This is a genomic window from Acinetobacter sp. SWBY1, assembly GCF_002946595.1.
Taxonomy (GTDB): Bacteria; Pseudomonadota; Gammaproteobacteria; order Pseudomonadales; family Moraxellaceae; genus Acinetobacter; species Acinetobacter towneri.
In genome coordinates this window covers 465,841-490,516 of the sequence record NZ_CP026616.1, presented here as the reverse complement: position 1 = coordinate 490,516, position 24,676 = coordinate 465,841, and the positions used below count along the sequence as shown (strand labels likewise).

Sequence of the window (24,676 nt, the reverse complement as noted above, 5' to 3'; positions counted from 1 at the left end):
GTACATATAAAATCTTGCATTAAAAAAGTAGTGATGCTTGAGGCATTTAGCTGTGCAGATTATGACAATTCGCGTTGAAGGAATCGAGTAAAAGTCTGGGTAAATTGCTGTCCTTGCTCTGTAAAAAACCAATTTACATGTCCAACAATCCAATCATAATAAGCAGCATCGGCATGTTTCAGGTTTTGGGTAATCCCGACAAAATATTCAAGTTCTGAAAATGCGAAATCCAAATGCACAATTTTTAGCAGTTCTGGCAAAATACTAAAGTCTTGTTGTGGGTGTATTTCTGCACAATACGCTTGTAAAAACGCGCTTAAACCCGCTTCATCAACATTAATTTGTGACGTATGTTCTAAAGCCAGCCAATCTATAAAGTTACGCTCAATCGTGACCGCAAGGTCATAAAGCGCTGAATTTCGATCTGATAAACCAAAATCAATTACCGCTGTAATATTGGCATCGGCACTTTGCGCAGACCAAAACAGATTGGAAGCATGCAAATCATTATGCGTCCAAATTTTAGTGGTCTGCTGCAATATATGCTTAATTTTATGATGCGTCTGAGATACACGCTCTAAAAAAACGGCGTCTAAGTTTTTATCGGCAAAATAACGGCTCAATTCAGGGCTATTTTGAATACGTTGCTGAATAGCCGTTACAATATTTTCACTTTCTAAAAGCTGCTGATTTGATACTAAATAACGCGCCGATCTGCCATGTAACTCAGGAAAATCCTGCATGGCGACATGCAATTTGGCAAGCAAACTTCCCACTTTTGCAGCATGTTCTGTATAGAAAAACGGCGTCCAAGATTGCTGATCGACATATAAGTCAAAACCTGCTGCTTTTTCGTAGACTTCATAAGTCCAGTCGCCCATTTCTAAAGCGGTCAGTCCGCAATTCGAGGCAATTAATGTCGCAACAGGAATGTTTTTACTGGCTAAATGTCGCAAAAAAGCATGCTCTTGCAAAATATCTTGCGCATTACGAAATGAACGATGACTGCGTTTAATGAAATACGAGCGACTTCCTATTTTATCTGTACTGACTGCATCCTGCGTGACTTCAATCACTGCGGCTGATGAAAATGGGCGCGGACTGCACCACAGAATTTGAATACCCCCTTGCAAGCATGGGTAATACGGTTGCAGGTTGTGTAATTCTGAGACAGTCAGATGTGCCCAATCTTTATATTCCCAGTCATTCCCCATGCCATGACCTAAATCATGTGTGATTGTGGTCATTTTCGATATTCCTTAACCTGATCAGCATTGTGTAATCGTATATTCCCTGCCATCCATCTCAAATAATCATTTTTTAGATAGATGATAGCTATTTAATTAACGGTCTTGGCTTGTCGTAAACGCAAATTCACTTCATCTACAATCTGATCTAAACCTGTGTCATAAGCAGCTTCACTCACAAAAGACACCATATTTTGTGTAACTTGCGGCAAATTGTAATCTGCATACCATGACAATGAATTCACTTCTATTTCACGTTCACCCTGCAAAATCACGAATCTTTTTTGCATCCAAGCCTGCAAATTTTCACCCGTATAGGCATCATAAAAAATAATATCGGTCAGATAAAAATCTTTCATCATGTAGGAGTAAGCCACGCTATTTTCTTCTGGCTCATAATTAAAAAAAGGTGTGGTGGTCAGATGAAACTCAACCAGAAAATGACGTTTTAAACGATGATTTTGATATTCCGCTTTGACTTTAATCGGGCAACTGATTTGCGCAAAATCAACTTCATGTTCAGTATTTTGCTTAAAATATTCAGCCAAAGACCAGACCTGATGTTTAATGAAATCCTGCATTAAAAACTCAGGTTCAAGTTGTGAATTGATTAATCCCAACAGTAAAGATTCAACTTCTTCTTTCGTTAAATAAATGTCTTCAACAATATGCATGCCAATCTCTAAATATGCTGCTGCGATAGAAAAATCCTAACGGAAAGGCTTGTGTTTGTATAGCTATGCAATCGTAGAGTGTGATCTATATCTAGCAATCAATTATCCACGTAGATTGAATCTTAATCATGTTTTCAGCTATGCTATCAACACATCAAATTTCACTTCAAACACGCCTCGTTGCGTAGGAGTAATCTCATGTCTAAGAAGTTACCTATTTACTTCTCTGACGCTGCTTGGGCGTCATTACAAAAAATCATGGGCAGCGATGGTAAACCCAGCCCTAGCCTTAATGCCCTGCTTGAACAAATTGAATTGCTGAATCAGCATGATTTTCAAGCGCTTGCTAAAAGAAAAACGCTGCATCTTCCCGTAACAATAGAATCCATTCCTGCAGGTTTTCCTTCGCCTGCTCAAGACTATATTGATAAAAATATTGATCTGAATGAATATCTTATTTCTAATGAAAATGCGACCTTTTTAAATGTGGTACGCACTACCTCTATGGTGAATGCAGGGCTTGAATACGGCGATATTGTACTGGTAGATCGCAGTAAAGAAGCCAAACACCGCAGCATTGTGGTTGCATTAATCGACCAAAAAGACCTGACTATTAAACGCTTGATGATTACAGCCAAAATGTCCAAAAGTGAATTGGCTGAACATTTTGGTGAAGACTACGACCCTGCCACTTTGCCCGAAGCTTGGCTCAAGGCAGAAAGCCCCGACTACGACAGCATTTACCTGAAAGATGGGCAAACTTTTGAAGTGTTTGCTGTGGTCACGTGGAATTTGAAAAACCTGATGGTTTAAACACCACAATAATGCATAAAAAAGCCGAATAAGTAAAATAGTCATGAAAGCTTTAGAGCAAGTTTTTGCGCTCATTGACATTAATAATTGTTATGTGAGCTGTGAGCGGTTGTTTCAACCACACCTGAATCATCGTCCTGTGGTGGTGCTTTCCAATAACGATGGCTGCGTGGTGTCACGTTCCGAAGAAGCCAAACAACTTGGCATTAAAATGGCTGTGCCCTTTTACCAAGTTCAAGAATTAATTCAACAACATGATGTTGCGGTCTTTTCAAGTAATTATGCGCTCTATGCAGAAATGTCCAGACGTTTTAATAATATTATTCAAGAATTTGTCAGTGCCAAAGATATTGAAATTTATTCAATTGATGAAACATTTATTGAACTGAATTCATATTCTCAGACCGACTTAAATGAATTAGCGCAAGAAATTAAAGCAACTTTATGGCAATGGCTGGCTCTTCCTGTCTGTGTCGGTATTGGTCACAGTAAAACTGAAGCCAAACTGGCCAATCATATCGCCAAGAAAAATAGCTATTTCAACGGCGTGTGTAATTTACTCCATATGGACTTATGTAGCAAAGAAGCCTTATTTCAACACATTGATGTTGCTGAAGTCTGGGGTGTGGGTCGAAAACTTGCCAAAAAACTGCATGCTTTAAAGATTCATTCTGTATTTGATTTAGCAATTAGTGATCCTGAGCAAATGCAACGTAAATTTTCAATTTTAATGAAAAAAACCATTCTTGAACTCACAGGTACAGCATGTATTGAACTGGAGCACAATACCGTAAGTAAGCAGCAAATCATCAGCTCACGTTCTTTTGGGCAGCGTGTAACAGATATTCATGCGCTTTCAGAAGCTTTGAGCGATTATTTACAATCTGCTGTGCAAAGGCTCAGAGCTGAAAAAAGTTTATGTGGTTGTATGATCATTTTTGCGCAATCTAACCGTTTTGATCCGCGCCAAGTTTTTTACAATCAATCGGTCACTATTGCTTTCAATGAGCCAACAGATTCTGCTTTGCTCATGAACAAAGCCATGATGAAGCATGTGACAACGCTATTTCAGGAAGGAATTGCCTTTAAAAAATGTGGTGTGATTTTAACGGGACTTGAACCCAAACAAAGCTATATTCACGACCTGCTTACAGATACTGACGCCATTGAAAAACAGGAACAATTACAGCAAGTGTTGGATACCGTGAAAAATAAATTTGGTGTGCAAAAACTCGCCATTGGAGCATGTAAATTGCAAGATCGAACTTGGGCGATGCAGCGCAGCCATTTAAGCCCGAATTATTTTAGCTGGGAAGGTTTATTGGCGCTTGGTGATTAGCAGTTATTTGATTGGGCTAAAAAAGCTCACAATATGAGACCTAATTTAATGCTTAAAAGTACTACTTTGTAGTATACAATTAAACACTACAAAGTAGTATAAAGGTGTTTGATGTATACCATCTGTGAGACTACTTTTTTACCAATGAATATCCCTACTATTGGACTGAAGAACAATACAATGACTTTAAAATTTTCATTGCCGAGAACCACCCTACAGCAGGAGATGTAGAACCTGGTACTGGCGGCGTTCGTAAAATTCGATGGGGTGGAAAGAGTAAAGGTAAACAAGGTGGTGTTCGTGTAATTTATTACAACCGTTTAGCAAATGGCGAAATTTGGTTATTGACCTTATATAGTAAAGACACAATTACCCAACTTGAGAAAAAGACACTTAGACAATTAGCGGAGTTACTGAAATGAGTCGTTTATTAAGTGACAAAGAATTGGAAGCTCGAGAAGCAAAACGAGACTTAAATGTTGAATTATTAGAAGGCGTTAAACAAATGCTTGCTAATAACGCAGCAAGAAAAACTGTGATCAATGAAACAGATGTTGCTTTAGCACGAAGAAAGTCTGAACTCACTCAAGATCAATTTGCTAAAATTTTAGGTATCTCTAAACGTACATTAGAATCTTGGGAGCAAGGTGTTAGAAGACCTTCAGGAGCAGCTCAATCACTGATTAAATTGTTTATTTTAGATCCTCAATTTGTTCGTGACCATCTCGCTTAAATAAAATAGCCCTCAACAACAAGGGCTATTTATTATTTTGCCTTTTCAATAATAACAGCAAATCTTAGATTAGCATTTGAAATGCAACACCATGTTGTTGCCATAATACCTGACTCGGACTTTTAAAGCCGAGTCTTTTTCTTGGACGGTGATTCAAATCAGAACAGCGTTCTACTTCTGCAAGATTAGTCTTTATTCAGCCCAACAAACTTGGCACGTGCTTTATGCAGTTTTTTGTAGCTGTCGATTAAACGTAAGTGCCGATCTAAACCTTCAAGCTGCATATTGGTTTCGGTTAGACCATAGAAACGTACTGTGCCTTCAACAGAACCCATGACTGCATCCATACGTTCATTGCCAAACATACGGCGGAAATTGACAGCATAATCGGCAATATCCATTTCATCATCTAAAATAACTTCAAGCACGACATTCATACATTGATAGAACAAGCCACGTTCTACGGTATTGGTGTTGTATTGTAAGAATGCTTCGACTAAATCTTTAGCTTCTTCAAACTGTTCTAATGCCAAATAAATCAACAATTTTAATTCGAGGATGGTGAGCTGCCCCCAAACGGTATTGTCATCAAATTCAATGCCAATTAAGGTTTTGATTTCGGTATAGTCATCTAGCTCACATTCTTCCAAACGCTCAACTAAAGCTTCAAGTTGCTCATCATCCAAACGGTGCAGATTTAAAATGTCTTCACGGTACAGCAAAGCTTTATTGGTATTATCCCAAATCAGGTCTTCTACCAAATACACTTCTGAATAATCAGGGACTAAAATTCGGCAAGCAGTTGCACCTAAATGTTCATAAATCGCCATATAAGATTCTTTGCCCATTTCTTCCAAAATCGCAAATAAAGCCTCAGCTTCTTCGACATTACTGTATTGACCATTGTTGGTGAAATCCCACTCTACAAATTCATGGTCTGCCTGCGCGCTAAAGAAACGCCAAGACACTACACCACTAGAATCAATAAAGTGTTCAACATAGTTATTCGGCTCAGTTACCGCATTCGTGCTAAAGGTCGGCTGTGGTAAATCATTTAAACCTTCAAAACTACGCCCTTGCAATAGTTCAGTTAAGCTGCGCTCTAAAGCGACTTTAAAGTTTGGATGTGCACCAAACGAAGCAAAAACACCGCCTGTACGCGGGTTCATTAAGGTCACACACATGACAGGGAATTGACCGCCTAAAGACGCATCTTTCACCAATACTGGGAAACCTTGTTCTTCTAAAGCCTGAATACCTGCCACAATACTTGGATATTTTGCCAAAACTTCTTGCGGTACATCAGGCAGGCTCATTTCTTCCTGAATAATTTCACGCTTCACTGCACGTTCAAAAATTTCAGATAAACACTGCACTTGAGCTTCTGCAAGCGTGTTACCTGCACTCATCCCGTTACTTAAATATAAGTTTTCAATTAAATTTGATGGGAAATATACCGTTTCACCATCGGATTGACGCACAAATGGCAATGAACAAATACCACGTTCAGTATTGCCTGAGTTGGTGTCATATAAATGTGTGCCCAGCAACTCATCTTCAGGATCATAAATTTCTAAGCAATATTCATCTAAAATTTCTTTAGGCAATTCACCATTTGGGCCAGGCTTAAACCATTTTTCATTTGGATAATGCACAAATTCGGCATTGGCAATCTCTTCACCCCAGAACTGATCGTTATAGAAGAAGTTACAGTTCAAACGTTCAATGAATTCACCCAAAGCAGATGCTAATGCACTTTCTTTGGTTGCGCCTTTACCATTGGTAAAACACATTGGCGATTGCGCATCACGAATATGTAATGACCAGACATTTGGCACGATATTACGCCATGAGGCAATCTCAATTTTCATGCCCAAACCTGCCAAAATACCCGACATATTGGCAATAGTTTCTTCAAGCGGTAAATCTTTACCAGCAATAAAAGTCGCTTGAGATGAAGTCAAGTTCGGCATCAGCAAAGCTTGTGCATCGGCATCAATGCTTTCGACTTGCTCAATCACAAACTCAGGGCCTGTTTGCACGACTTTCTTTACGGTACAACGGTCAATAGAACGTAAAATCCCCTGACGGTCTTTTTCAGAAATATCTGCAGGCAATTCCACCTGAATTTTAAAAATCTGTTTATAACGGTTTTCAGGATCGACAATATTGTTTTGAGATAAGCGGATATTATCGGTTGGAATATCACGTGATTGGCAATAAACCTTCACGAAATACGCAGCACACAATGCAGATGACGCAAGGAAATAGTCAAATGGGCCTGGCGCAGAACCATCGCCTTTATAACGGATGGGCTGATCGGCAATGACGGTAAAATCGTCAAATTTAGCTTCAAGACGCAAGTTGTCTAAATAATTGACTTTAATTTCCATGCAGGCACCTATTGTATGTGCCTACTCAGACACAAAATTCTAAAATATTGATTTATAAGCCGAATCAAGAGGGAGAATAAGACTTAAAAATGAGGTTTGAAGTCATCGCAACGGTATAACAGCGACTCCAGAATATGCGACAACATTATAAAGTGATTTAGGTGAATTGATAATGCTATAAATACAGATTTACTGAATTTAAGCAAAGCTGCTAATTAATATATATAAACATAATATATTTAAATATATGCTATATTGTCTTTAGGTTCTAATCTGCTTGATGGTGAAACAACATGAAATATACCGAACTCACTGCTGAAATTTCGTCTAATATCAAATCCATTAAAGAACAATCTCCCGATTTACTTAAAAGTTTTAATGCCCTGTCACAAGTTGCGATGAAAGATGGCGTAATTGATGCCAAAACCAAAGAGTTTATTGCGCTTGCAATTGGTGTGGCACAACGCTGTGATGGTTGTATCGGTTTTCACGTCAGAACTTTGGTCAAAATGGGCATGACTTTTGAAGAATTGAATGAAATTTTAGGTATTGCTGTTTATATGGGCGGTGGCCCATCACTCATGTATGCCGCAAACGCCGTGGCAGCATTTAAAGAGTTTTCTCCATCTACAGCCGAATAACAGCATCAAATTTTTTACCGAGTCGAAACTATGTTAAATATCCATAATGAATGGGATGAACGCTACAGCCAACATGACCATATTTATGGTGAACAAGCCAATGCGTTCATTCAGGACATTACGCAAAAACTGTCTATTCACGGCAAAACTTTGGGCTTGGCCGAAGGTGAAGGTCGTAACTTGTTATATTTGGCAGCTGTGGCACAAGCCAATGAGCAAGCATTTGAAGCAGATTTATGGGACTACTCGCAAGTTGCTTTAGATAAGGCTCAAGGCTATGCACAGCAACGTGGTTTAAGCCTAAATACACGAAAGCAAGATTTAAGTCAGGTGGATTGGCAAGCCAATCAATATGACAACGTGATTTGTGTATTTGGTCACTTTAACCCTGAAACACAGCAAAAAGTGTTAAATGGCGTGCGCGAAACTTTGGTCAACGGCGGTTTATTTGTTGGTGAGCTGTATTCTACTCGTCAGCTAGAATATAAAACGGGCGGCCCACGTGCAGTAGAAATGCTGTACGATCCTATCGAGTTTTTAAGCCATTTTAAACACGATCATCTGATTCATTTCTTTGTGGGCGATGTAGAACGCTCAGAAGGCAAACTGCATCAGGGCAAATCCCACGTCGTTCAATTTGCGATTCGTATTCAGAAATAAAAGACTGAATCTTTTACATCAAAAAGCTTGCTCTAATGCAATTAGAACAAGCTTTTTTGCGCTTTAGATTTGAATATTCAGTTAGATATTTGCTCGGAAATTTTTAAAATCACTCAAACACATCTTTCATAGATTTTGGCATTCCTTGTACCGACTGTAATTCGCCCTGTTTATTTTTCCAAAGCACAACAGGTGTGGCAAAGAACTCGTATTTATCCATCAGTGCCTGATTCTGTTCTAAGGTTTTTTCTACATGTACAGGCACAGTTTTTTGCTCGATCAGCTTTTTTTGTCCGTATTGACGATGGAACGCATTAAAGGTCTGCTGTGGGTTTTTCGCCATTAATAAAGTCGCGGCCTGCCCTTTGCTTTCAGGTCGGATCACCGCCACAATAATATGTCTTAACTGAACTTTGCCAGATTCTACCCACGGACGTGCCTGCTTCCAAAAGGTATGGCAATACGGACAATTCGGGTCTGAAAACACGTAGACAATTTTTTCAGCACTGGTTTGCCCATCCTGAATCCAAGTAGCGTGTTCCAGACTTTGCCACACATCTTCAAGTACCGACTTTTTCACATAACGGTCTAAAGCATCGACGGTTAAATTATTGCCTTGTGCATCAAACAAAGTGCCTACAATATAGTATTTCTGATCATTGGAAATAAACACTGTCGCAGGACTTTGTTCAATATGCCCTGCCCAACCTGTCATTTGTGCAGGTGCTTGAATTTGTTGCACAAACTTAAAACCTTCTTTTTCAATGTGCTGTTTGAGGTTGTCCTGTGCTTGCAGCATACTCACACTACTGGCAAGACTCATACCTATCGCCAGTTTCAGCATGTTATTTTTGATGTTTGATGTCATATTGATTGTCCTTAATTTTGGCTTCACGGCGGGTTTTCTTTCAAATCGTTAAGAGCGCGTTTATGGATTCGCTTGTATTTTTTTCAGATAATGCTGCAGCATCGGCTTGGTCAATTCACCCATGTGATGATCGACCAATTCTCCTTGTGCATTAAAAAACAAAGTACTTGGCAAACCGAACATATTGAAGTGTTGTCCTAAACGAGCTGCAGGGTCTAATAACACGTGTTCAAACTGAAATCGATGTTTCTGTAAATAGGCTTGAATCTCTGCTGCAAATTCGCCTTGATTGGCAAATACAAAATTGACCTCAGGGAAATCTTGCTGTGCTTGTTGCATAACAGGCATTTCACGATGACAAACTGGACACCAAGTCGCCCAGAGATTAATCACCGTGGGCTGCCCTGAAAATTGAGCTAAATCTTGAGGTTGTTGCGCTAGGTTGTGCAATACTAGATTGGGATAGGCATGCTGCGTCTGCAAAGGTTGGATAAGACTCCAACCTACAACTTGTACTGTAATAAAGAGCGCAACTGCCCATGCCAGAACAACACGTTGAATAGCGCGATTTTTCCAGACAAACCACGCCACACCTGCCATAACTGCGGCAATCAGATGAAAGCCTTTGTCCTGAATTTTTAAAATATCAATCGGGTTGGCAAAGTACAGCTCATAATGCTGCAACACAAAAACTGCCCGCCCAACTAAAGCACCAATCCACAGCGCATTCCATAATGCATCCTGATAACCTGTCCAAGTCTGTGCATTCCATGTATAACGACGCTGAAAAAATTTACCCATTGCAAAGACGACAATCAGTCCTAGCAATAAAAACACCAATGGCCATGGAATCATCAACATGCCTAACTGCAAGACTGCGGATTGAATCATGGCGCAGCCTCTTGCAGTTGATGAATATTTTGAATCAATTGCGCTGCGTTATAAGCACCTGTTAGACGCAATTCACGTTGTTCCCGTTGTGGATCTGCCAAAAATAACAACGTTGGCGGCCCTAAAATCTGCCATTTTTTCAATAAGGCATCTTGTGAAGGATGCTGTTCGGTTAAGTCGAGTTTAATCCGCACCACATGCTTTAAAGCATCTTGCACATCGGTACGAGGAATCACATCACGCTCAATCGGCTGACACGCCACACACCAATCGGCATAGACATCAATCACAATCTTTTGATGAGCATGTGCGGCCAAAGCTGCATTCAACTCTTGTTCTGTGCGTACTTTGATCCATGGCTGTAATTGGTCTGCTTGTACCTGCGCATTGACACTGGCAATACTCTGATTGACATGCCAAATTCCACTACTGGCGATTACTGCCGCCAAAGCCAATAACGAAAAACGCTGTGGACGATGTAACACGTGGCGCAAAATTGCGATTAAATATGCAGCGAAGGCAAATAACACCACGGCAAAAGCAACATAGTACCAAGTCACAGAAAATAGCGGACGAGCAAAATACAAAGCCATTGCCAACATGATAAAACCAAAGCTAAATTTTAGCCGTTCCATCCACAAACCTGGCTTTGGCAAATATTTCGCGCCAAACACGCTGGCAATAAGTAAAGGAATTCCCATACCTAAACCGAGCAGGAACAAATATAAACCACCCAATGCTGCTTGATCCAAATGTGAGACGTACAGCAATGCTCCCGCTAAAGGCGCACTCATACATGGCCCGACAATCAGTGCAGAAATCACCCCCATAACGCCCGCACCCAATAAAGTACCGCCTTTTTGATATTGCTGAATACGATCTAAACGCTGTAACACTGCTTGTGGTAATGAGAACTGATACAGTCCAAACAGGTTTAAAGCAAAGAGCACAAACAACATAGCAAAAACTGCAATCACTACGGGATTTTGGAACCAACGCTGTACGCTATAACCAATGTGTGACGCAACAACGCCCATCAAGCCATAGACTAGCGCCATACTGACGATAAAGGTGATCGCAATTGCTGCCGCTTTATAGCCTGTGTTGCGCTGCACCAAAATGCCAGAAAGAATTGGAATCAGCGGCAATGAACACGGTAAAAAAGCCAGTAATACCCCAAAACCTAAAAAGATAAACGCATTCAGTAACAACCCTTGCCCAGACAATAAATTCAGGAAAAATTGATCATTGTTCCATTGCTGATTCAGACTCGTACTACTGGCTGTTTCCGTATTGCTTGAATTGGCTGATGCAGCGAATGTATTGTCTGTCAACGCCGTATCTGTATTTTCAATCTCTAAGGAATTTGCTAAATCAACGTTTTCTACTGGTTCAGGGGTAAGTTTAGGATCAGCTTGTGTTACAGCAACCGCATTTTCAGCAAGCTGTGCTTTGTTTTCTAGCGTTTGCTGTTCAAGTTTGAGTTCTTTTGTCGTTACAGTATTTGCAGTTGTCGTAACTTGTTTTTGTGTACTAGAACCATTGGCTTGATGCTTATCTGCATCATTTAAGTTAGTGTTTAAAGCAGCCTGATTATTCTGATTGAGTTGCTGAAGTAAATTACCTTTGCCCGCACTTAAATTATGCTGTGGCAATAAACCATCGGCATCGGTTTGAATCGTTTTACGCTGTACGGGATAACACAAACCATCTTCAGCGCAGCCTTGCCAAGTAATTTGATATTGCTGATTAGGCTTCACCTGAATCTGTGTTGTCACTTGCCCATAATGCACACGTGTCAGCCCGAAAGTCGGATCATCTTTTTCCTGCCCTGCAGGCAATTTAAAAGCAAGCGGCTTTTGAGCCTGACTGACTTTGAATTGATCGTGATATAAATAGTAATGCGGTACGACATCCCATTTCAGTTCAACCGTTTGTTCAGACAATGACGTCGCCTGAAACTTAAAAGCTTGATCGGACGCTAAAAATTCATTGGCAGCATTGACCCACACCGCACACAGACTCAACACAAAATAAGCAATGACGCGAATAAAAATCATGTATTTATACTAAAAATTAAAAAACTGACTGTATTATCGGTAAGTGTAGATTAAGAGAACATTAATAAAGATTTTTCTTTGTAAACTTGAGCATTGTAGGTGCCTAATCTAAATTTGTGGCGTGATCGAGATGTGTCATATATTGGGCTGACTGTGGTATAGGAGCAAATATGTTCGTCGTTTTGGTGGAAGATGATCCTTATATTGCCCAAAGTATTGTGGCAGCACTCGAATTTTTAAGTATTTCAGTCGAACACGTGAATAACGCGCGCGATGCCGATTACTTCATACGTCATAGTGCGGTAGATCTGTGCCTGCTCGATTTAGGTCTGCCTGACCAAGATGGTTTACAGTTACTCGAAAACTGGCGTAAAGATGCCATTCATATTCCAGTATTGGTATTAACCGCGCGGAATCATACTCAAGACTGCGTACAGGCGCTCAACTTAGGAGCAGATGACTACCTAACTAAACCTTTTGAATTAAATGAACTGATTGCCCGTGTATATGCATTAAGCCGCCGTCATCGTGGTTATTCATCGAACCAACTGCAAAGTGGTCAGTTACACATGAACCTCGATACACAAGAAGTCAGTTGGCATTCACAAAACATTCAGCTTTCACGCCGTGAATATAGCCTATTGGAAACCTTTTTACGGCATCCGAACCAAATCTTAAAAAATGAAGAACTGATAGATAAAGTGTATGGCTTTCAAGACAGTATCGAAAGCAATGCCTTAAATGTGCATATCTACCATTTACGGCATAAAATCCACCCCGATTTTATTCAAACGGTGCGTGGTGTCGGCTACATCTTTAAACCTGAGCTGCTGACATGAAAAACTACAGTCTGAAATGGCGTTTGGTATCGACCATCAGCTGTGCATTTATTTTGCTGTGGGTGATTGTCTTTGCATGGCTCTACCATGACTTGGAACAACGCTTACAAAATACGCTGGATGAACGACTTTCTACCTCAGCCCGTATGGTCGCCCGCCTGATTCAGCAACTGCCCCTAGAACAACTCACAGAAAGTTTGCATGCCGAATCAGAAAATGCCTTGCTACATAGTTTAATTGCTTGTGAAGTCTCTATTTTCCGTGCCGATGTTTCATTACCACAGCATGTGATTGCACGCACTCAAGGCGCACCGAAAAATTTAAAAAACCAACAAGTCGGTTTCAGCACATGGACAGAAAATGGACTGCAATGGCGTAGTTATGTACTGCGTGAAGGTGAAGTTCAGGTGGTGGTGGCTGAAAAAATTCAGTTACGGCAAAACCTACTTAAACAAATTTTACAGTCGGTACTGATTCCTTTACTGCTTACTTTGATTATTTGTATTTTGCTAATTTTGTGGATTATCCGTCTGGAGTTTTTACCGCTCGATCACATCACCCGCCACTTAATTCAGAAAAAACAATCTTTAGATGAAGCTTCTCGTTATTTAATTGAACTGAGATCACAAAAAATTCCTAAAGAAATTCAGCCTTTTGTCGATAACTTATTGATGCTGATTGAACGCCTACATAAAAGTCTGGAACACGAAAAAAACTTTAGTGCATTTGCTGCGCATGAACTGCGCACGCCGTTAACGGCTATTAAAACGCATGTGCAACTGAGCCAATTGATGTTGAATCAAACCGCATCTGCCCAAGATACAGCCAAAGTCATCGACAATTTAAAACACGCAGAACGCAGCATCCAACGTTATCAACAACTTTTGGAACAACTGTTATTGCTCAGTCAAACTGAAGCAGGTATTCAAGCGGCACATAGCCATGCAGATATGCGTAGCGTATTAGAAACAGTCTTGTCGGAACTGACTGTGGAATATCCCAATTTATCAGCGAAATTACAGATTGATTGGGCGAGTTTGGTAGCACAACACATTAATATTCCAGCGCCTGCGTTGCACATGGTACTGAAAAACTTGATTCAAAATGCTTATTTGCATGCAGAGGATGCGCCAAACATTCAAATTTATATGCAAGACCTGCAATTGATCATTGCAGACCAAGGCAAAAGCCTGAATGAAGATGATTTTACCATTCTGACTCAGCGTTTTTGGCGTAAATCTGCGCATAAACAAGGCTATGGCTTAGGTCTAACTCTAGTCAAAGTATTATTAGAGCAATATGGCTACCTACTTCAATTTCAGGCTAACCAACCGCAAGGTTTAAAAGTGATTGTCAGTTTTGATGCAGCACCTTCTGCAACAGAGAAACAACAGACGGATTAAGCTTTTCTGAGCTTTAACAGCAAATAAAGCAAGATTCAGAACAAGATCACTTAACTTTTGCCAATACCGAACATATTGCTCTACTTTACGATAACGCCATTTTTAAGGTGATTTTTGAAATAAAAGGTCAATGCGTTCTAAAATTTTATCTATGATGTAGATGCTGCGGGCTATTGAGTAGAAGAACATTGGCTAGAAAAAATTGCTGAAACTTTCATCACCGTTTTTTTGTTCGATACCACGTCATATTTTTAAATGAGGTAGATATCCGTGCAGATCGTGCATGTGCTTGGTCTTGTGATCAATCTACAACTTAATTAAAGTGTACATAAAACCAACAGCACCCCACTCAAAATATAATACGCAGCGTAGGAGCATCTATTCCAGACTAAAATATAGATAAATATATCAATCAAAGCATTCCATTTAAGCTCATGTTTTATTTAAATAAAGTTGAATTTTAAAATATCTTATTATCGAAATGATCTTTCTATCGAATCCATAACCACTTGAACGATGATCACAAAACGTATTAGATGATCCACTGCAGTTTGTGTGGTCATCTACTTTGAATGAACTGAAAAAATGGAATCGCCATTTTTTATAAACAGCAACGAAATATCATGCTATAAAGAAATGCGATATTGATGTTGGTTGTTTTCTGGCTTTGACATTCCGAATCAAACCAGTTCAAGTCACTCGCTTGATCAGTCGTTACAGAAAACAAATGAATAGATTTGGTCAGTTGTTTTAGAATATAAAAATCAGCAAAAAAAACTAAAAATGTAATTTTTTAACATTGCGAATTCCCTGCAAAGTTTTCATTATAGAGCCTCATTTTGGCACACGCTTTCTACGTCAAATTAAACAAATTACAAAAAAAATGTGGAATTTTATGCCATAATTAGCAAACTTTGCAGACATCTTGCAAAGTATTATTGCAATTATTTATTGGAGCAAGCGGAATGAGTTCGACCATTTTGGTTATTCATGGACCGAATCTAAATTTGCTAGGAAAGCGTGAACCCGAAGTTTATGGTTACCTCACTCTTGAGGATATAAATCAACAGCTCATTTCACAAGCGCAAAAAGCATCAATTTCTATAGATACTTTCCAAAGTAATTGGGAAGGCGCAATTGTAGACCGAATTCATCAAGCCGCGTTAGATGGCACACAATATATCATTATTAACCCTGCTGCATTAACGCATACCTCTGTTGCGGTACGTGATGCCTTGTTAGGGGTCGCTATTCCATTTCTTGAAGTCCATTTGTCGAATGTGCATGCACGTGAGGCGTTTAGACATCATTCATATTTATCAGACAAAGCCATTGGTGTGATTTGCGGTTTAGGCGCAAAAGGCTATGCCGCAGCACTCGACTTTGTTCTTGAAAAAATTCAACCTACTACACAATCTTAAACTAGGAATACTGTCCATGGATATTCGTAAAATCAAGAAACTCATCGACTTGATGATTGAATCTGACTTACAAGCGATTGAAGTTAAAGAAGGCGATCAGTCGATTGCATTAACTCGTCGCAGTCCAGTAGTAGCGGCAGCAGTTCCTGCAATGCCTGCACCTTCTGCAGAAGTACCATCTGCACCTAAATCTTCACCACGTGGTGCTGTTGAAACTTCTCCAATGGTTGGTGTGTTCTATGCAGCACCAAGCCCAGGTGAAGCACCATTTATTAAAGTGGGTCAAACTGTTTCTGCTGGTGAAACGCTTGGCATTATCGAAGCAATGAAAATCATGAACCCAATTGAAGCAACTCAAAGTGGCGTGATTGAAGAAATTCTAGTTAAAAATGGCGAAGTGATTCAATTTGGTCAACCACTCTTCCGCTACCGCGCTTAAGACCTCGGGGATTCACAATGTTGCAAAAAGTTTTAATTGCAAACCGTGGTGAGATTGCCCTGCGCATCACCCGAGCTTGCAAAACTTTAGGGATCAAAACCGTGGGTATCTATTCAGATGCCGATAAAGACCTGATGCACTTACGCTTTTGTGATGAAGCCGTGTGTATTGGTCCGGGTGCGAGCAGTGAAAGTTACCTGAATATTCCTGCAATTATTACTGCAGCAGAAATTACAGGTGCAGATGCCATTCACCCTGGTTATGGTTTCCTTGCCGAAAATGCCGAATTTGCTGAAATTGTAGAAAGTTCAGGTTTCATTTTCATTGGTCCACGCCCTGAGCATATTCGCTTAATGGGTAACAAAGTTTCTGCAATTACTGCAATGCGTAAAGCTGGCGTACCAACTGTACCGGGTTCAGCACACGCCGTTACACCACACAATGCTTTAGCTGAAGCCAAAGAAATTGGTTTCCCGCTCATTGTAAAAGCGGCTGCTGGTGGTGGTGGTCGTGGTATGCGTATTGTAGAGCGCGTAGACACCCTGCTTGAATCAGTTCAAGCGGCTCAACGTGATGCAGAAATGTGGTTTGGTGATGACACGGTCTATATGGAACGTTTCTTACAAAAGCCACGTCACGTAGAAGTACAAGTATTGGCTGATGGTAATGGTCACGCGATTCACCTTTATGACCGCGACTGTTCTTTACAACGTCGTCACCAAAAAGTTCTTGAAGAAGCGCCAGCACCTAACTTACCAGAACAAGCACGTGCCGATATTTTAGAAGCGTGTGTTAATGCATGTAAGTTAATGCAATACCGTGGTGCAGGTACTTTCGAATTCTTATTTGAAGATGATGAATACTTCTTCATTGAAATGAATACACGTGTTCAGGTTGAGCATCCTGTAACTGAAATGGTGACAGGCATTGACATCATTGAACAACAATTGCGTATTGCTGCAGGTCTAGGTTTAGACATTGAGCAAGATCAGGTTGAAATTCGTGGTCACGCAATCGAATGTCGTATTAACGCAGAAGACCCAACCACCTTCGTACCTTCACCAGGTAAAATTGAACACTTCTATGCCCCAGGTGGTGCAGGTGTTCGTGTAGATTCACACATCTACGAAGGTTATAGCATTCCGCCGTATTACGACTCAATGATTGCTAAACTGATTGTGCATGGTAAAGATCGTGAAACCAGTATTGCGCGTATGCGTCAAGCCTTGGATGAAACTATCTTAACAGGAATTAAAACCAACATTCCTTTGCACAAAGACTTGATTCTGCAAGATAAAAACTTCTGCAAACAAGCAATGGATATTCACTATCTTGAAAAGCATTTGCTAAAGCAACTTGCTGGCAATGAAGAAGAAAAAGCATAAGTAATTAAGGTTGCTTAAGTTTAAAATAAAGAGCTGATGATTCAACGTCAGCTCTTTTTTATTGTTGGGAATAAAAGCTAAACCGTTAATCTATGCAGATCAGTGTCAATAAAAAACCAATACTCCAAATGGAGTATTGGTTTAAAAATTGATTTAAAAACTGAGATCATTTTAGATCATCGAATGATGCAAAATACTAGACAAGATTAATCTAAAAACTCAGTCATGAATGCCAATACTTCTGCGGTTTTTTCGGCATGCAACCAATGCCCTGCATGAGCGACTGTTTCAACTTTTGCGTGAGGAAACTGTGCTTGAATAGCGGCATAATGCTCAGGTAACTCAATATAAGGTGAATTACCGCCACGAATAAACAAAGTATTGACATCACTATGCACTGTCTGCCATGACAAAATTTCGGCATAATGTTCATGTAGCGCATTTAAGTTAAATAACCATTGCCCTTTGCTAAATGACTTCATCAAAAATTGCACAACCATTTCTTCTTGAAGATGCTCACGCATAATTTCCATTGCCGCTTGGCGACTTTCAACTTGTGCATCTTGCACAGCAAACAAGGCTGTAAAAATTTGATCGTGACGATTTTCAGGATAAGCAAAAGGACAAATATCCAATAAAACCAATTGCTGTAAACGCCCAGCAGCCAGAGGAGCTAAAGTCATTGCAACTTTACCGCCCATTGAATGCCCAACCACAGAAAACTGTTCGATATTCAAGCTGTTCAACGTTTCTAAAACATCTTGTGCCATTGCTGCATAATTCATGTCATCACAATGCGCAGACTTACCATGATTGCGCACATCTAATTGAATTACGGTGCGCTGTTCTTGAAATGCACGTGCGAGCATGCCTAAATTACTCAAACTACCAAATAAACCATGAATAAAAACCAAAGATGGCAACGTAGATTCAGGCTGATTTTGCGTGATTTGATAATTTAATAACATAAAATAGACTCTAAACTTGAATACAAATGATTAATCTATTTAATGAGTTTTGAGTTTATAAATCAAATTTTATATGTGCTTTTTATCGTGAAACTTATAATATTGCTTAGGCTATTTGTATAAACCTAAGCAATAACATACAAGATGAACTTTTCTTAAAATTTTATTTAAAATAATTCAAAGGCAACTTCAAATAACGAATGCCGTTGGCCTCAGGTTGTGGGAACTTACCTGCGTCCATATTGATTTGAATTGATGGCAGAATCAATTTAGGCATCGTTAAAGTAGCATCACGCTGAGTTCTCATCTCAATAAATTCAGCTTTGCTTACCCCTGTATGAATATGAATATTCTGCTCTTTTTGAGTTTTGAGCAGTGTTTCATGTTCATATTGTTCACGTGATTCTGGTAGATAATCATGGCATAAGAACACTCGTGTTTCTTCAGGCAATGCGTATAGCGTTTGCACAGAATCGTACAACTGCCCTGCACTGCCTTTCGGGAAATCACAACGTGCCGTACCATAATCAGGCATAAACAAAGTATCACCTACAAATACAGCATCACCGATCACATAGCTTAAACAAGCAGGCGTATGCCCCGGCGTAGGGATGTTATAGGCTTGTAATTCACCAATCGTAAAAGTTTCATGATCGTCAAACAGATAATCAAATGATTGATGTGAATTGAAATACTTGATATCCAAGTTATAGATAGCACTAAATGTTTCTTGCACAATCGAAATTTTATGGCTGATGGCAATTTTACCACCCAACTGCTCTTTTAAATATTGAGAAGCTGTCAGGTGATCGGCATGCACATGCGTTTCTAAAATCCATTCAACCGTTAATTCATTTTTTTGGATGTAAGCAATGATTTCATCGGCATGAATTGTTGAAGTAGTCGCAGATGCAGGGTCATAATCCAACACGCTGTCAATAATGGCACATTGACGCGTTACAGGATCACTTACCACATAACTGAATGTATTAGTATTTTCATCAAAAAAATGCTGAATATCTGCGTGCATCTTATGCTCCTGCAACCTTACGATGAATGAGAATCCCCACCAACATTGCAACAATGAAATAGATTGCTTGATAATAACCTAAACCAATCAAGGTTAGACTTGGCGCTGGACAAATTCCTGCAACGCCCCAACCGATACCAAAAATAAAACTACCTGTGATCAGTTTAGAGTCAATTTGAGTTTGTTTAGGCAAATCAATTGGTTCATTTAAAATGGTTTTTGGTTCAGCTTGGCGCATAATTCTTTGGAATGGAATAAAGGCAACCGCAATTGCACCCATCATAACAAATGCCAGACTTGCATCCCATGTACCGAAAAGATCGAGGAAGTTTAAAACTTTTTCAGGATTCGACATACCAGAAAGAATCAATCCAGCTGAAAAAATACCACCGAAAACAAAGGCTAAGAAATTTTTCATTTAGAATGCTCCTGTGATATGGCGGATAACATAAACGGTAATAAAGCCAGCTAACATAAAGGTAGCTGTTGCTGCAATGGAGCGCTTAGATAAACGACTCATGCCACAAATACCATGTCCACTGGTACAACCCGAACCCAAACGAGTACCGAAACCAACCAACAATCCCGCCACAATCATCATCAATGGGCTTGCATTCAATTCAACTTTAGGTTGAGCCACGATGCCATAGAAAAAAGGCACAATGAAAATACCTAACACAAACCACAATGCAGGCGTTTTGAACAGCGTTTGCGGATTTAATACTTGAGCCAGTAAACCACTAATGCCTGCGATACGACCATGAACATATAAATAGCCCACGACTGCAAGACCAAGCAATCCACCACCGATTAATGCCAGCAGATAATCATGCATTTTGAACACCCAAAACAATATATGTTTTTATAATATATTATTGTAATTATTATTCAACTATTCTCTTGTAAGTTTTGTAAACTTCATCTGACTATTCGTCTATGTTTGCGATGTGAGAGAGATTTCGCAAGTTTTTGGCTGATATTAAGTCATAAGGCAGAAAATTTAGTCATTCTAAATGACTGCCTCATAACGTAATAAAGATATATCAAAATAGACAGCAACGACAAAAGTTGAGGGCATTAGACTCATTTGTGAGCAAGCGCAATAAGTTCTTTTTTATGCCGACGAATTACACGTTTAGCAGCATCTAACATAATGCGATTGGTAGTCTCATCATCACCAAAGTCAATAGGTTTAGCTGGACACATTGGACGAGCTTTTCGATCTTCGATTGTGTAGTCTTTAAGACGCTTACCCATACTGCACCTCTCAGAATTTCTTGACTTTCACTAATATAACATAAAATTTAGTTTGTTAAAAAATCATCAATACGAGTTTTTAATTACCCTATTTATTGCTTAATTTGGACGCCATTCAATGTAAATTGCAACATATCATGCATCTACGATATCTACAAAATTAGCATTTAAAACTTTTGCCAAATCGCTTGGTGTTAAACCAATATCTAATCCACGCTTCCCTCCACTCACATACATAGTTGCAAGCTGTTGAGCGGATGCATCAATCACTGTTTTCAGTTGTTTCTTCTGCCCAATTGGACTAATGCCCCCAACCAAATAACCTGTCAAACGCTCAGCATCTTTAGGATCAGCCATGTGTACTTTTTTACACTGAAAAGCAGCCGCAACTTTTTTAAGATTTAATTGGTAATGGACAGGTAAAATCGCCACAAAATAATGCTTATCATCACTGACCAATAAAGTTTTAAATACTTCTGTGACATCTAAGCCTAACTTCTCCGCAGCTTCTAAACCAAAACTTTTAGCATTATGATCATGTTCATATTCATGCATAGAAAATTGAATTTTCTTGGCTTTTAAAAGTTTAGCTGCTGGAGTCATTGAAAAAATACTGTAAAAAATGATGTTAAAATTATACGCTTAATCAAGATTAAAAGTTAATTTGCTTAGGCTATTTTTAAATATAAAAGTAACTATCGAAAAAATAGCCTAAAATCATTAACTTGGTTTACGTGAATTTTCAACCAACACGTTAGCTAAGCGCTGTGCATGCGCAATCACGCGATCCAACCAACGTTGTGCCGCCAACAACTCTAAACCTGTCGCAGCATTGAGCTGATTCACGGCAATATATTGCAGCACTTTTTCACGGTTTTCGGCACGTTGATCTTCTGTCCATTTTTTCAAATTAGATAATTCGGTATTTAGACTTAGTACATGTTTATGCACATCAAAATCATCCATTTCTTTTAGATGTTCATCAAGAATTTGTACAAAATCTAAGCCAACTTGATAAATTGCAGGTTGGGTGCGTATTTCTTTTGCTAAAGTAATATTTTCCAAATCACTTCGTAAAACACGTAAATACACCATCAAACGAAGCATCGCCATTAAACGCTGTTGATCGGCTTCATTTTCTGAAATCGACATTTCTTCCAAATAGCGTTGGACTTGAATGAGTACTTCATCTAGCTGTAATAAACGTACTTTTGAAGGTAATCTTCCCTCTTGGATAGCCAGTTTTAGCATCACCAAAACGTCATACAAACTATGATAAATCACCTTTGATGCAGCATGAATAGCCAAGGCGGGCACAGATAAACTCGCTTGATCGAGATAACATAAAACCGATTGAGTTTGATCTGGGATAATTTTCATAATCAGTTTTTCGAACTGACGGATAAAAGGCAAAATAATCAAAGTACCAGAAATACTGAATGCTGTATGAAATGCAGCAACAATCACCACATTGTCCCATGTTGCCATAAGACGTTGATTTTGTGTTAGCTCAAGAAATAACGGTTTTAAAATAATAAAAGCAAAAATGGCTGAAATGATGTTAAAAATCACATGAACCGCTGCAGTACGTTTGGCATTTGCAGTTGAACCAATTGCAGCAATAATGGTTGTCGCCACCGTACCAATATTCTGTCCAATCACCAAACCTAAAGCCTGTTGCAAATCAATCGCACCACTGGCCAATGCTGCTAAGGTCGCGGTAATTGCAGCACTTGAAGATTGCAACAGAATGGTCATGATAATACCGACCAAAACCAAACTGAGTTGCGCAATCAAAGATCTACTTGAAAATACTGATAAATCGACACGTTCAGCAAAACCTGACATGGCAACTTGCAACATATCAATGCCAAGGAAAATCAGACTAAAACCTGCCAATGTCATTCCAAATAATGCAACTCGCCCCTGACTAAATAATTTGAGCATTGCACCCAAACCCAGCAAAGGTAATGCAAAACTGGTGATGGAAAATTTAACACCTAAAAATGCCACCATCCAACCCGTACTGGTTGTGCCAATATTCGCACCAATAATGACACCAATTGCCTGAGCAAAAGTAAGAATCCCCGCACTAACAAAACCAATCGTGGCTAAAGTTGTTGCCGTAGAAGACTGTACAATTAAAGTTAAACCGATGCCTGAAAGCACAGCTTTAATGGGTGAACCTGTGAACTTAGACAACCAAATACGCAAGGTTTCCCCTGCCATATCTTTTAAGCTGTCCGTCATCATGGTCATACCAATCAAAAATAGGCCAATACCACCACATAATTGTACAAAGACTTCTAACACACTTACTCCCTGTGCAATAAGCAATTTTCAAAGTGCTAAAAAGCCGATATTGTACGTACTTTTATCTTAAAATTGCAGTTTATTTGTTCTATTCCAATAGTTTATATTAAATAAAAAACTTGTCATCAATTTGACATATTATTAAAACCTAAGGATAGATCAGACTCCATTGGTTTATCCAATCATTCGATAAAACAAAACGAAACCTCTGTATTATGCTGACACGATACAATTCAAATCTTCAGTTCACTTGACTGAACCAATCGCTCACCTCAAAATCAGTATATATACTCACATACGCCAAAATGACAGATATAGTTTTAATATGATTTTTAATGCATTTAGAAAATATCCATCTATAAAAATATTCAGTATTGGTTGTACTGTTTTAACGTTAGCAGCCTGCTCTCCACTAGGAGGTGGCTCTCTTGCAAAACGCTCAGCTAAACTTTCTACAGGGATCCAAAAGGCTTATGCTGTGCATCCTGATACAGCAAATCGTGTAGCACCAATCATTGTACAAAGTGCAGAACAACATAATGTTGATCCTCTGCTTGTCGCTGCAGTTATTAGACAAGAATCGAATTATCGTGCCTATGCTGTTTCACCTTCAGGTGCAGTTGGGTTCACACAAATTATTCCACGTTATTGGCAGCAGACTTGTCCTGGCGATTTATTCCATGAACATACCAATATCAACTGTGGTACATTTATTTTAAATCATTATAAAAATCAGTCGGGTAAATGGCCTAAAGCTTTGGCCTATTACAATGTAGGACCTACTGGCTACAATAGTAATCGAAAAATGAAAAAGCAAGGTAAACGCTACGCAAAACAAGTCAAACAGCACCAAAAAAACTTAAAAGATGCACTTTAATTTTGACTTACTAGCTTAATAAAGTAGCCAATACCCGTTGAATTAAAGCCATCCTCAGATGGTTTTATTTTGCCTTCACTTTTTATAGTTTTTAATATTTTCTTTCCCACATAAAAAAACACCCCCAACGCTAGTTGAGGGTGTTTAGAATAATGAGCTGGCGATGACTTACTCTCACATGGGTAACCCCACACTACCATCAGCGCGAAGAGGTTTCACTTCTGAGTTCGGGAAGGGATCAGGTGGTTCACTCTTGCTATTGTCGCCAGCACAACTGTTATGGACTTGTTCGGGTCTTAGTTACTTTGCTTAAGCTCCATGCTTTCGCTTGTAATGCCTTACTTCGTTCCAAATGAGTTATTAACAGGTTGGCTATTGTATCTGAAATTTCATGTTCAGCAAGGGCTGAATCAAGATATTTGATC

At 39.3% G+C, this 24,676-nt stretch carries 24 protein-coding genes and 1 rRNA gene; 11 read left to right on the top strand and 14 right to left on the bottom strand.

Annotated elements, in window-relative coordinates; genetic code table 11:
- Positions 1-59: 59 nt before the first annotated feature.
- Together C3Y93_RS02420 and C3Y93_RS02415 are read right to left on the bottom strand one after the other, a co-directional pair.
- Positions 60-1,247, bottom strand: a complete 1,188-nt coding sequence (locus C3Y93_RS02420; RefSeq protein ID WP_104851950.1) for a phosphotransferase enzyme family protein — start codon at positions 1,245-1,247, stop codon at positions 60-62.
- 92 nt (positions 1,248-1,339) lie between these two features.
- On the bottom strand, positions 1,340-1,921 hold the full coding sequence (locus tag C3Y93_RS02415; RefSeq protein WP_104851949.1) for a hypothetical protein: 582 nt from the start codon (positions 1,919-1,921) through the stop codon (positions 1,340-1,342).
- A 198-nt stretch (positions 1,922-2,119) separates the two neighbouring features.
- On the opposite strand from C3Y93_RS02415, the gene C3Y93_RS02410 reads away from it, so the two are divergent.
- The 3 genes from C3Y93_RS02410 (at position 2,120) to C3Y93_RS02395 (ending at position 4,806) form a co-directional block, all read left to right on the top strand.
- Positions 2,120-2,734: a LexA family protein gene (locus C3Y93_RS02410; protein WP_096902350.1), complete on the top strand. Its 615-nt coding sequence runs from the start codon at positions 2,120-2,122 to the stop codon at positions 2,732-2,734.
- Positions 2,735-2,777: 43 nt separating this feature from the next.
- Positions 2,778-4,073: a Y-family DNA polymerase gene (locus tag C3Y93_RS02405; RefSeq protein ID WP_104851948.1), complete on the top strand. Its 1,296-nt coding sequence runs from the start codon at positions 2,778-2,780 to the stop codon at positions 4,071-4,073.
- 418 nt (positions 4,074-4,491) lie between these two features.
- Positions 4,492-4,806 carry a helix-turn-helix domain-containing protein gene (locus C3Y93_RS02395; protein WP_004973819.1) on the top strand — a complete coding sequence of 105 codons (315 nt, stop codon included), beginning with the start codon at positions 4,492-4,494 and terminating at the stop codon, positions 4,804-4,806.
- Positions 4,807-4,991: 185 nt separating this feature from the next.
- On the opposite strand, the gene C3Y93_RS02390 is transcribed toward C3Y93_RS02395, so the two are convergent.
- Positions 4,992-7,199 (bottom strand): OsmC domain/YcaO domain-containing protein, encoded by a 2,208-nt coding sequence (locus tag C3Y93_RS02390; RefSeq protein WP_004973821.1) that lies wholly within the window; start codon positions 7,197-7,199, stop codon positions 4,992-4,994.
- Between the two features lie 293 nt (positions 7,200-7,492).
- Between C3Y93_RS02390 and C3Y93_RS02385 the strand changes: the two genes are divergently transcribed.
- Together C3Y93_RS02385 and C3Y93_RS02380 are read left to right on the top strand one after the other, a co-directional pair.
- Positions 7,493-7,840, top strand: coding sequence for a carboxymuconolactone decarboxylase family protein (locus C3Y93_RS02385; RefSeq protein WP_004973824.1), 348 nt, complete (start codon positions 7,493-7,495; stop codon positions 7,838-7,840).
- A gap of 30 nt (positions 7,841-7,870) precedes the next feature.
- Positions 7,871-8,500, top strand: coding sequence for a class I SAM-dependent methyltransferase (locus C3Y93_RS02380; RefSeq protein WP_104851947.1), 630 nt, complete (start codon positions 7,871-7,873; stop codon positions 8,498-8,500).
- A gap of 109 nt (positions 8,501-8,609) precedes the next feature.
- On the opposite strand, the gene dsbG is transcribed toward C3Y93_RS02380, so the two are convergent.
- From dsbG to dsbD, 3 genes are read right to left on the bottom strand one after another with little or no spacing between them, the layout of a single operon-like run.
- Entirely contained in the window at positions 8,610-9,368 is a 759-nt protein-coding gene (gene dsbG, locus C3Y93_RS02375; RefSeq protein WP_004973828.1) for a thiol:disulfide interchange protein DsbG, read from the bottom strand.
- A 60-nt stretch (positions 9,369-9,428) separates the two neighbouring features.
- Positions 9,429-10,259, bottom strand: a complete 831-nt coding sequence (locus tag C3Y93_RS02370) for a TlpA disulfide reductase family protein (RefSeq protein ID WP_104851946.1) — start codon at positions 10,257-10,259, stop codon at positions 9,429-9,431.
- Complete coding sequence (gene dsbD, locus C3Y93_RS02365) at positions 10,256-12,319, bottom strand: protein-disulfide reductase DsbD (RefSeq protein ID WP_104851945.1); 2,064 nt, start codon at positions 12,317-12,319, stop codon at positions 10,256-10,258. The genes C3Y93_RS02370 and dsbD overlap by 4 nt, the downstream gene beginning before the upstream one ends.
- Positions 12,320-12,489: 170 nt before the next feature.
- Between dsbD and C3Y93_RS02360 the strand changes: the two genes are divergently transcribed.
- The 5 genes from C3Y93_RS02360 to accC all read left to right on the top strand — a co-directional run bounded on the left by C3Y93_RS02360 (position 12,490) and on the right by accC (position 17,806).
- Positions 12,490-13,158, top strand: coding sequence for a response regulator transcription factor (locus C3Y93_RS02360; RefSeq protein WP_104851944.1), 669 nt, complete (start codon positions 12,490-12,492; stop codon positions 13,156-13,158).
- Positions 13,155-14,561: an ATP-binding protein gene (locus tag C3Y93_RS02355; protein ID WP_104851943.1), complete on the top strand. Its 1,407-nt coding sequence runs from the start codon at positions 13,155-13,157 to the stop codon at positions 14,559-14,561. The genes C3Y93_RS02360 and C3Y93_RS02355 overlap by 4 nt, the downstream gene beginning before the upstream one ends.
- A gap of 965 nt (positions 14,562-15,526) precedes the next feature.
- A complete protein-coding gene (aroQ, locus tag C3Y93_RS02350) occupies positions 15,527-15,982 on the top strand; it encodes a type II 3-dehydroquinate dehydratase (protein ID WP_096902340.1) in 456 nt (151 codons plus the stop codon).
- Between the two features lie 16 nt (positions 15,983-15,998).
- Positions 15,999-16,421, top strand: a complete 423-nt coding sequence (gene accB / locus C3Y93_RS02345; RefSeq protein ID WP_004973838.1) for an acetyl-CoA carboxylase biotin carboxyl carrier protein — start codon at positions 15,999-16,001, stop codon at positions 16,419-16,421.
- 17 nt (positions 16,422-16,438) lie between these two features.
- The gene (gene accC, locus C3Y93_RS02340; RefSeq protein ID WP_004973841.1) at positions 16,439-17,806 is read left to right on the top strand and encodes an acetyl-CoA carboxylase biotin carboxylase subunit; all 1,368 of its coding nucleotides are present in this window, start codon (positions 16,439-16,441) and stop codon (positions 17,804-17,806) included.
- A gap of 206 nt (positions 17,807-18,012) precedes the next feature.
- Here accC and C3Y93_RS02335 read toward each other — a convergent pair whose 3' ends face one another.
- The 7 genes from C3Y93_RS02335 to C3Y93_RS02310 form a co-directional block, all read right to left on the bottom strand.
- A complete protein-coding gene (locus C3Y93_RS02335) occupies positions 18,013-18,774 on the bottom strand; it encodes an alpha/beta fold hydrolase (protein ID WP_104851942.1) in 762 nt (253 codons plus the stop codon).
- 163 nt (positions 18,775-18,937) lie between these two features.
- The gene (locus C3Y93_RS02330) at positions 18,938-19,804 is read right to left on the bottom strand and encodes an MBL fold metallo-hydrolase (protein WP_104851941.1); all 867 of its coding nucleotides are present in this window, start codon (positions 19,802-19,804) and stop codon (positions 18,938-18,940) included.
- Position 19,805: 1 nt separating this feature from the next.
- Positions 19,806-20,222, bottom strand: coding sequence for a DUF6691 family protein (locus C3Y93_RS02325; protein WP_004973852.1), 417 nt, complete (start codon positions 20,220-20,222; stop codon positions 19,806-19,808).
- A complete protein-coding gene (locus tag C3Y93_RS02320) occupies positions 20,223-20,639 on the bottom strand; it encodes a YeeE/YedE family protein (protein ID WP_004973854.1) in 417 nt (138 codons plus the stop codon).
- Positions 20,640-20,887: 248 nt separating this feature from the next.
- Positions 20,888-21,061, bottom strand: coding sequence for a hypothetical protein (locus C3Y93_RS14320; protein ID WP_004973856.1), 174 nt, complete (start codon positions 21,059-21,061; stop codon positions 20,888-20,890).
- A gap of 135 nt (positions 21,062-21,196) precedes the next feature.
- A complete protein-coding gene (gene ybaK, locus C3Y93_RS02315) occupies positions 21,197-21,664 on the bottom strand; it encodes a Cys-tRNA(Pro) deacylase (protein WP_004973860.1) in 468 nt (155 codons plus the stop codon).
- Between the two features lie 117 nt (positions 21,665-21,781).
- Positions 21,782-23,374 carry a Na/Pi cotransporter family protein gene (locus tag C3Y93_RS02310; protein ID WP_104851940.1) on the bottom strand — a complete coding sequence of 531 codons (1,593 nt, stop codon included), beginning with the start codon at positions 23,372-23,374 and terminating at the stop codon, positions 21,782-21,784.
- 325 nt (positions 23,375-23,699) lie between these two features.
- Here C3Y93_RS02310 and C3Y93_RS02305 point away from each other — a divergent pair, with 325 nt between their 5' ends.
- Complete coding sequence (locus C3Y93_RS02305; protein ID WP_004973862.1) at positions 23,700-24,251, top strand: lytic transglycosylase domain-containing protein; 552 nt, start codon at positions 23,700-23,702, stop codon at positions 24,249-24,251.
- A gap of 155 nt (positions 24,252-24,406) precedes the next feature.
- Here the strand turns inward: C3Y93_RS02305 and rrf are convergent.
- Positions 24,407-24,521, bottom strand: a 5S ribosomal RNA gene (gene rrf, locus C3Y93_RS02300).
- Positions 24,522-24,676: the final 155 nt, after the last annotated feature.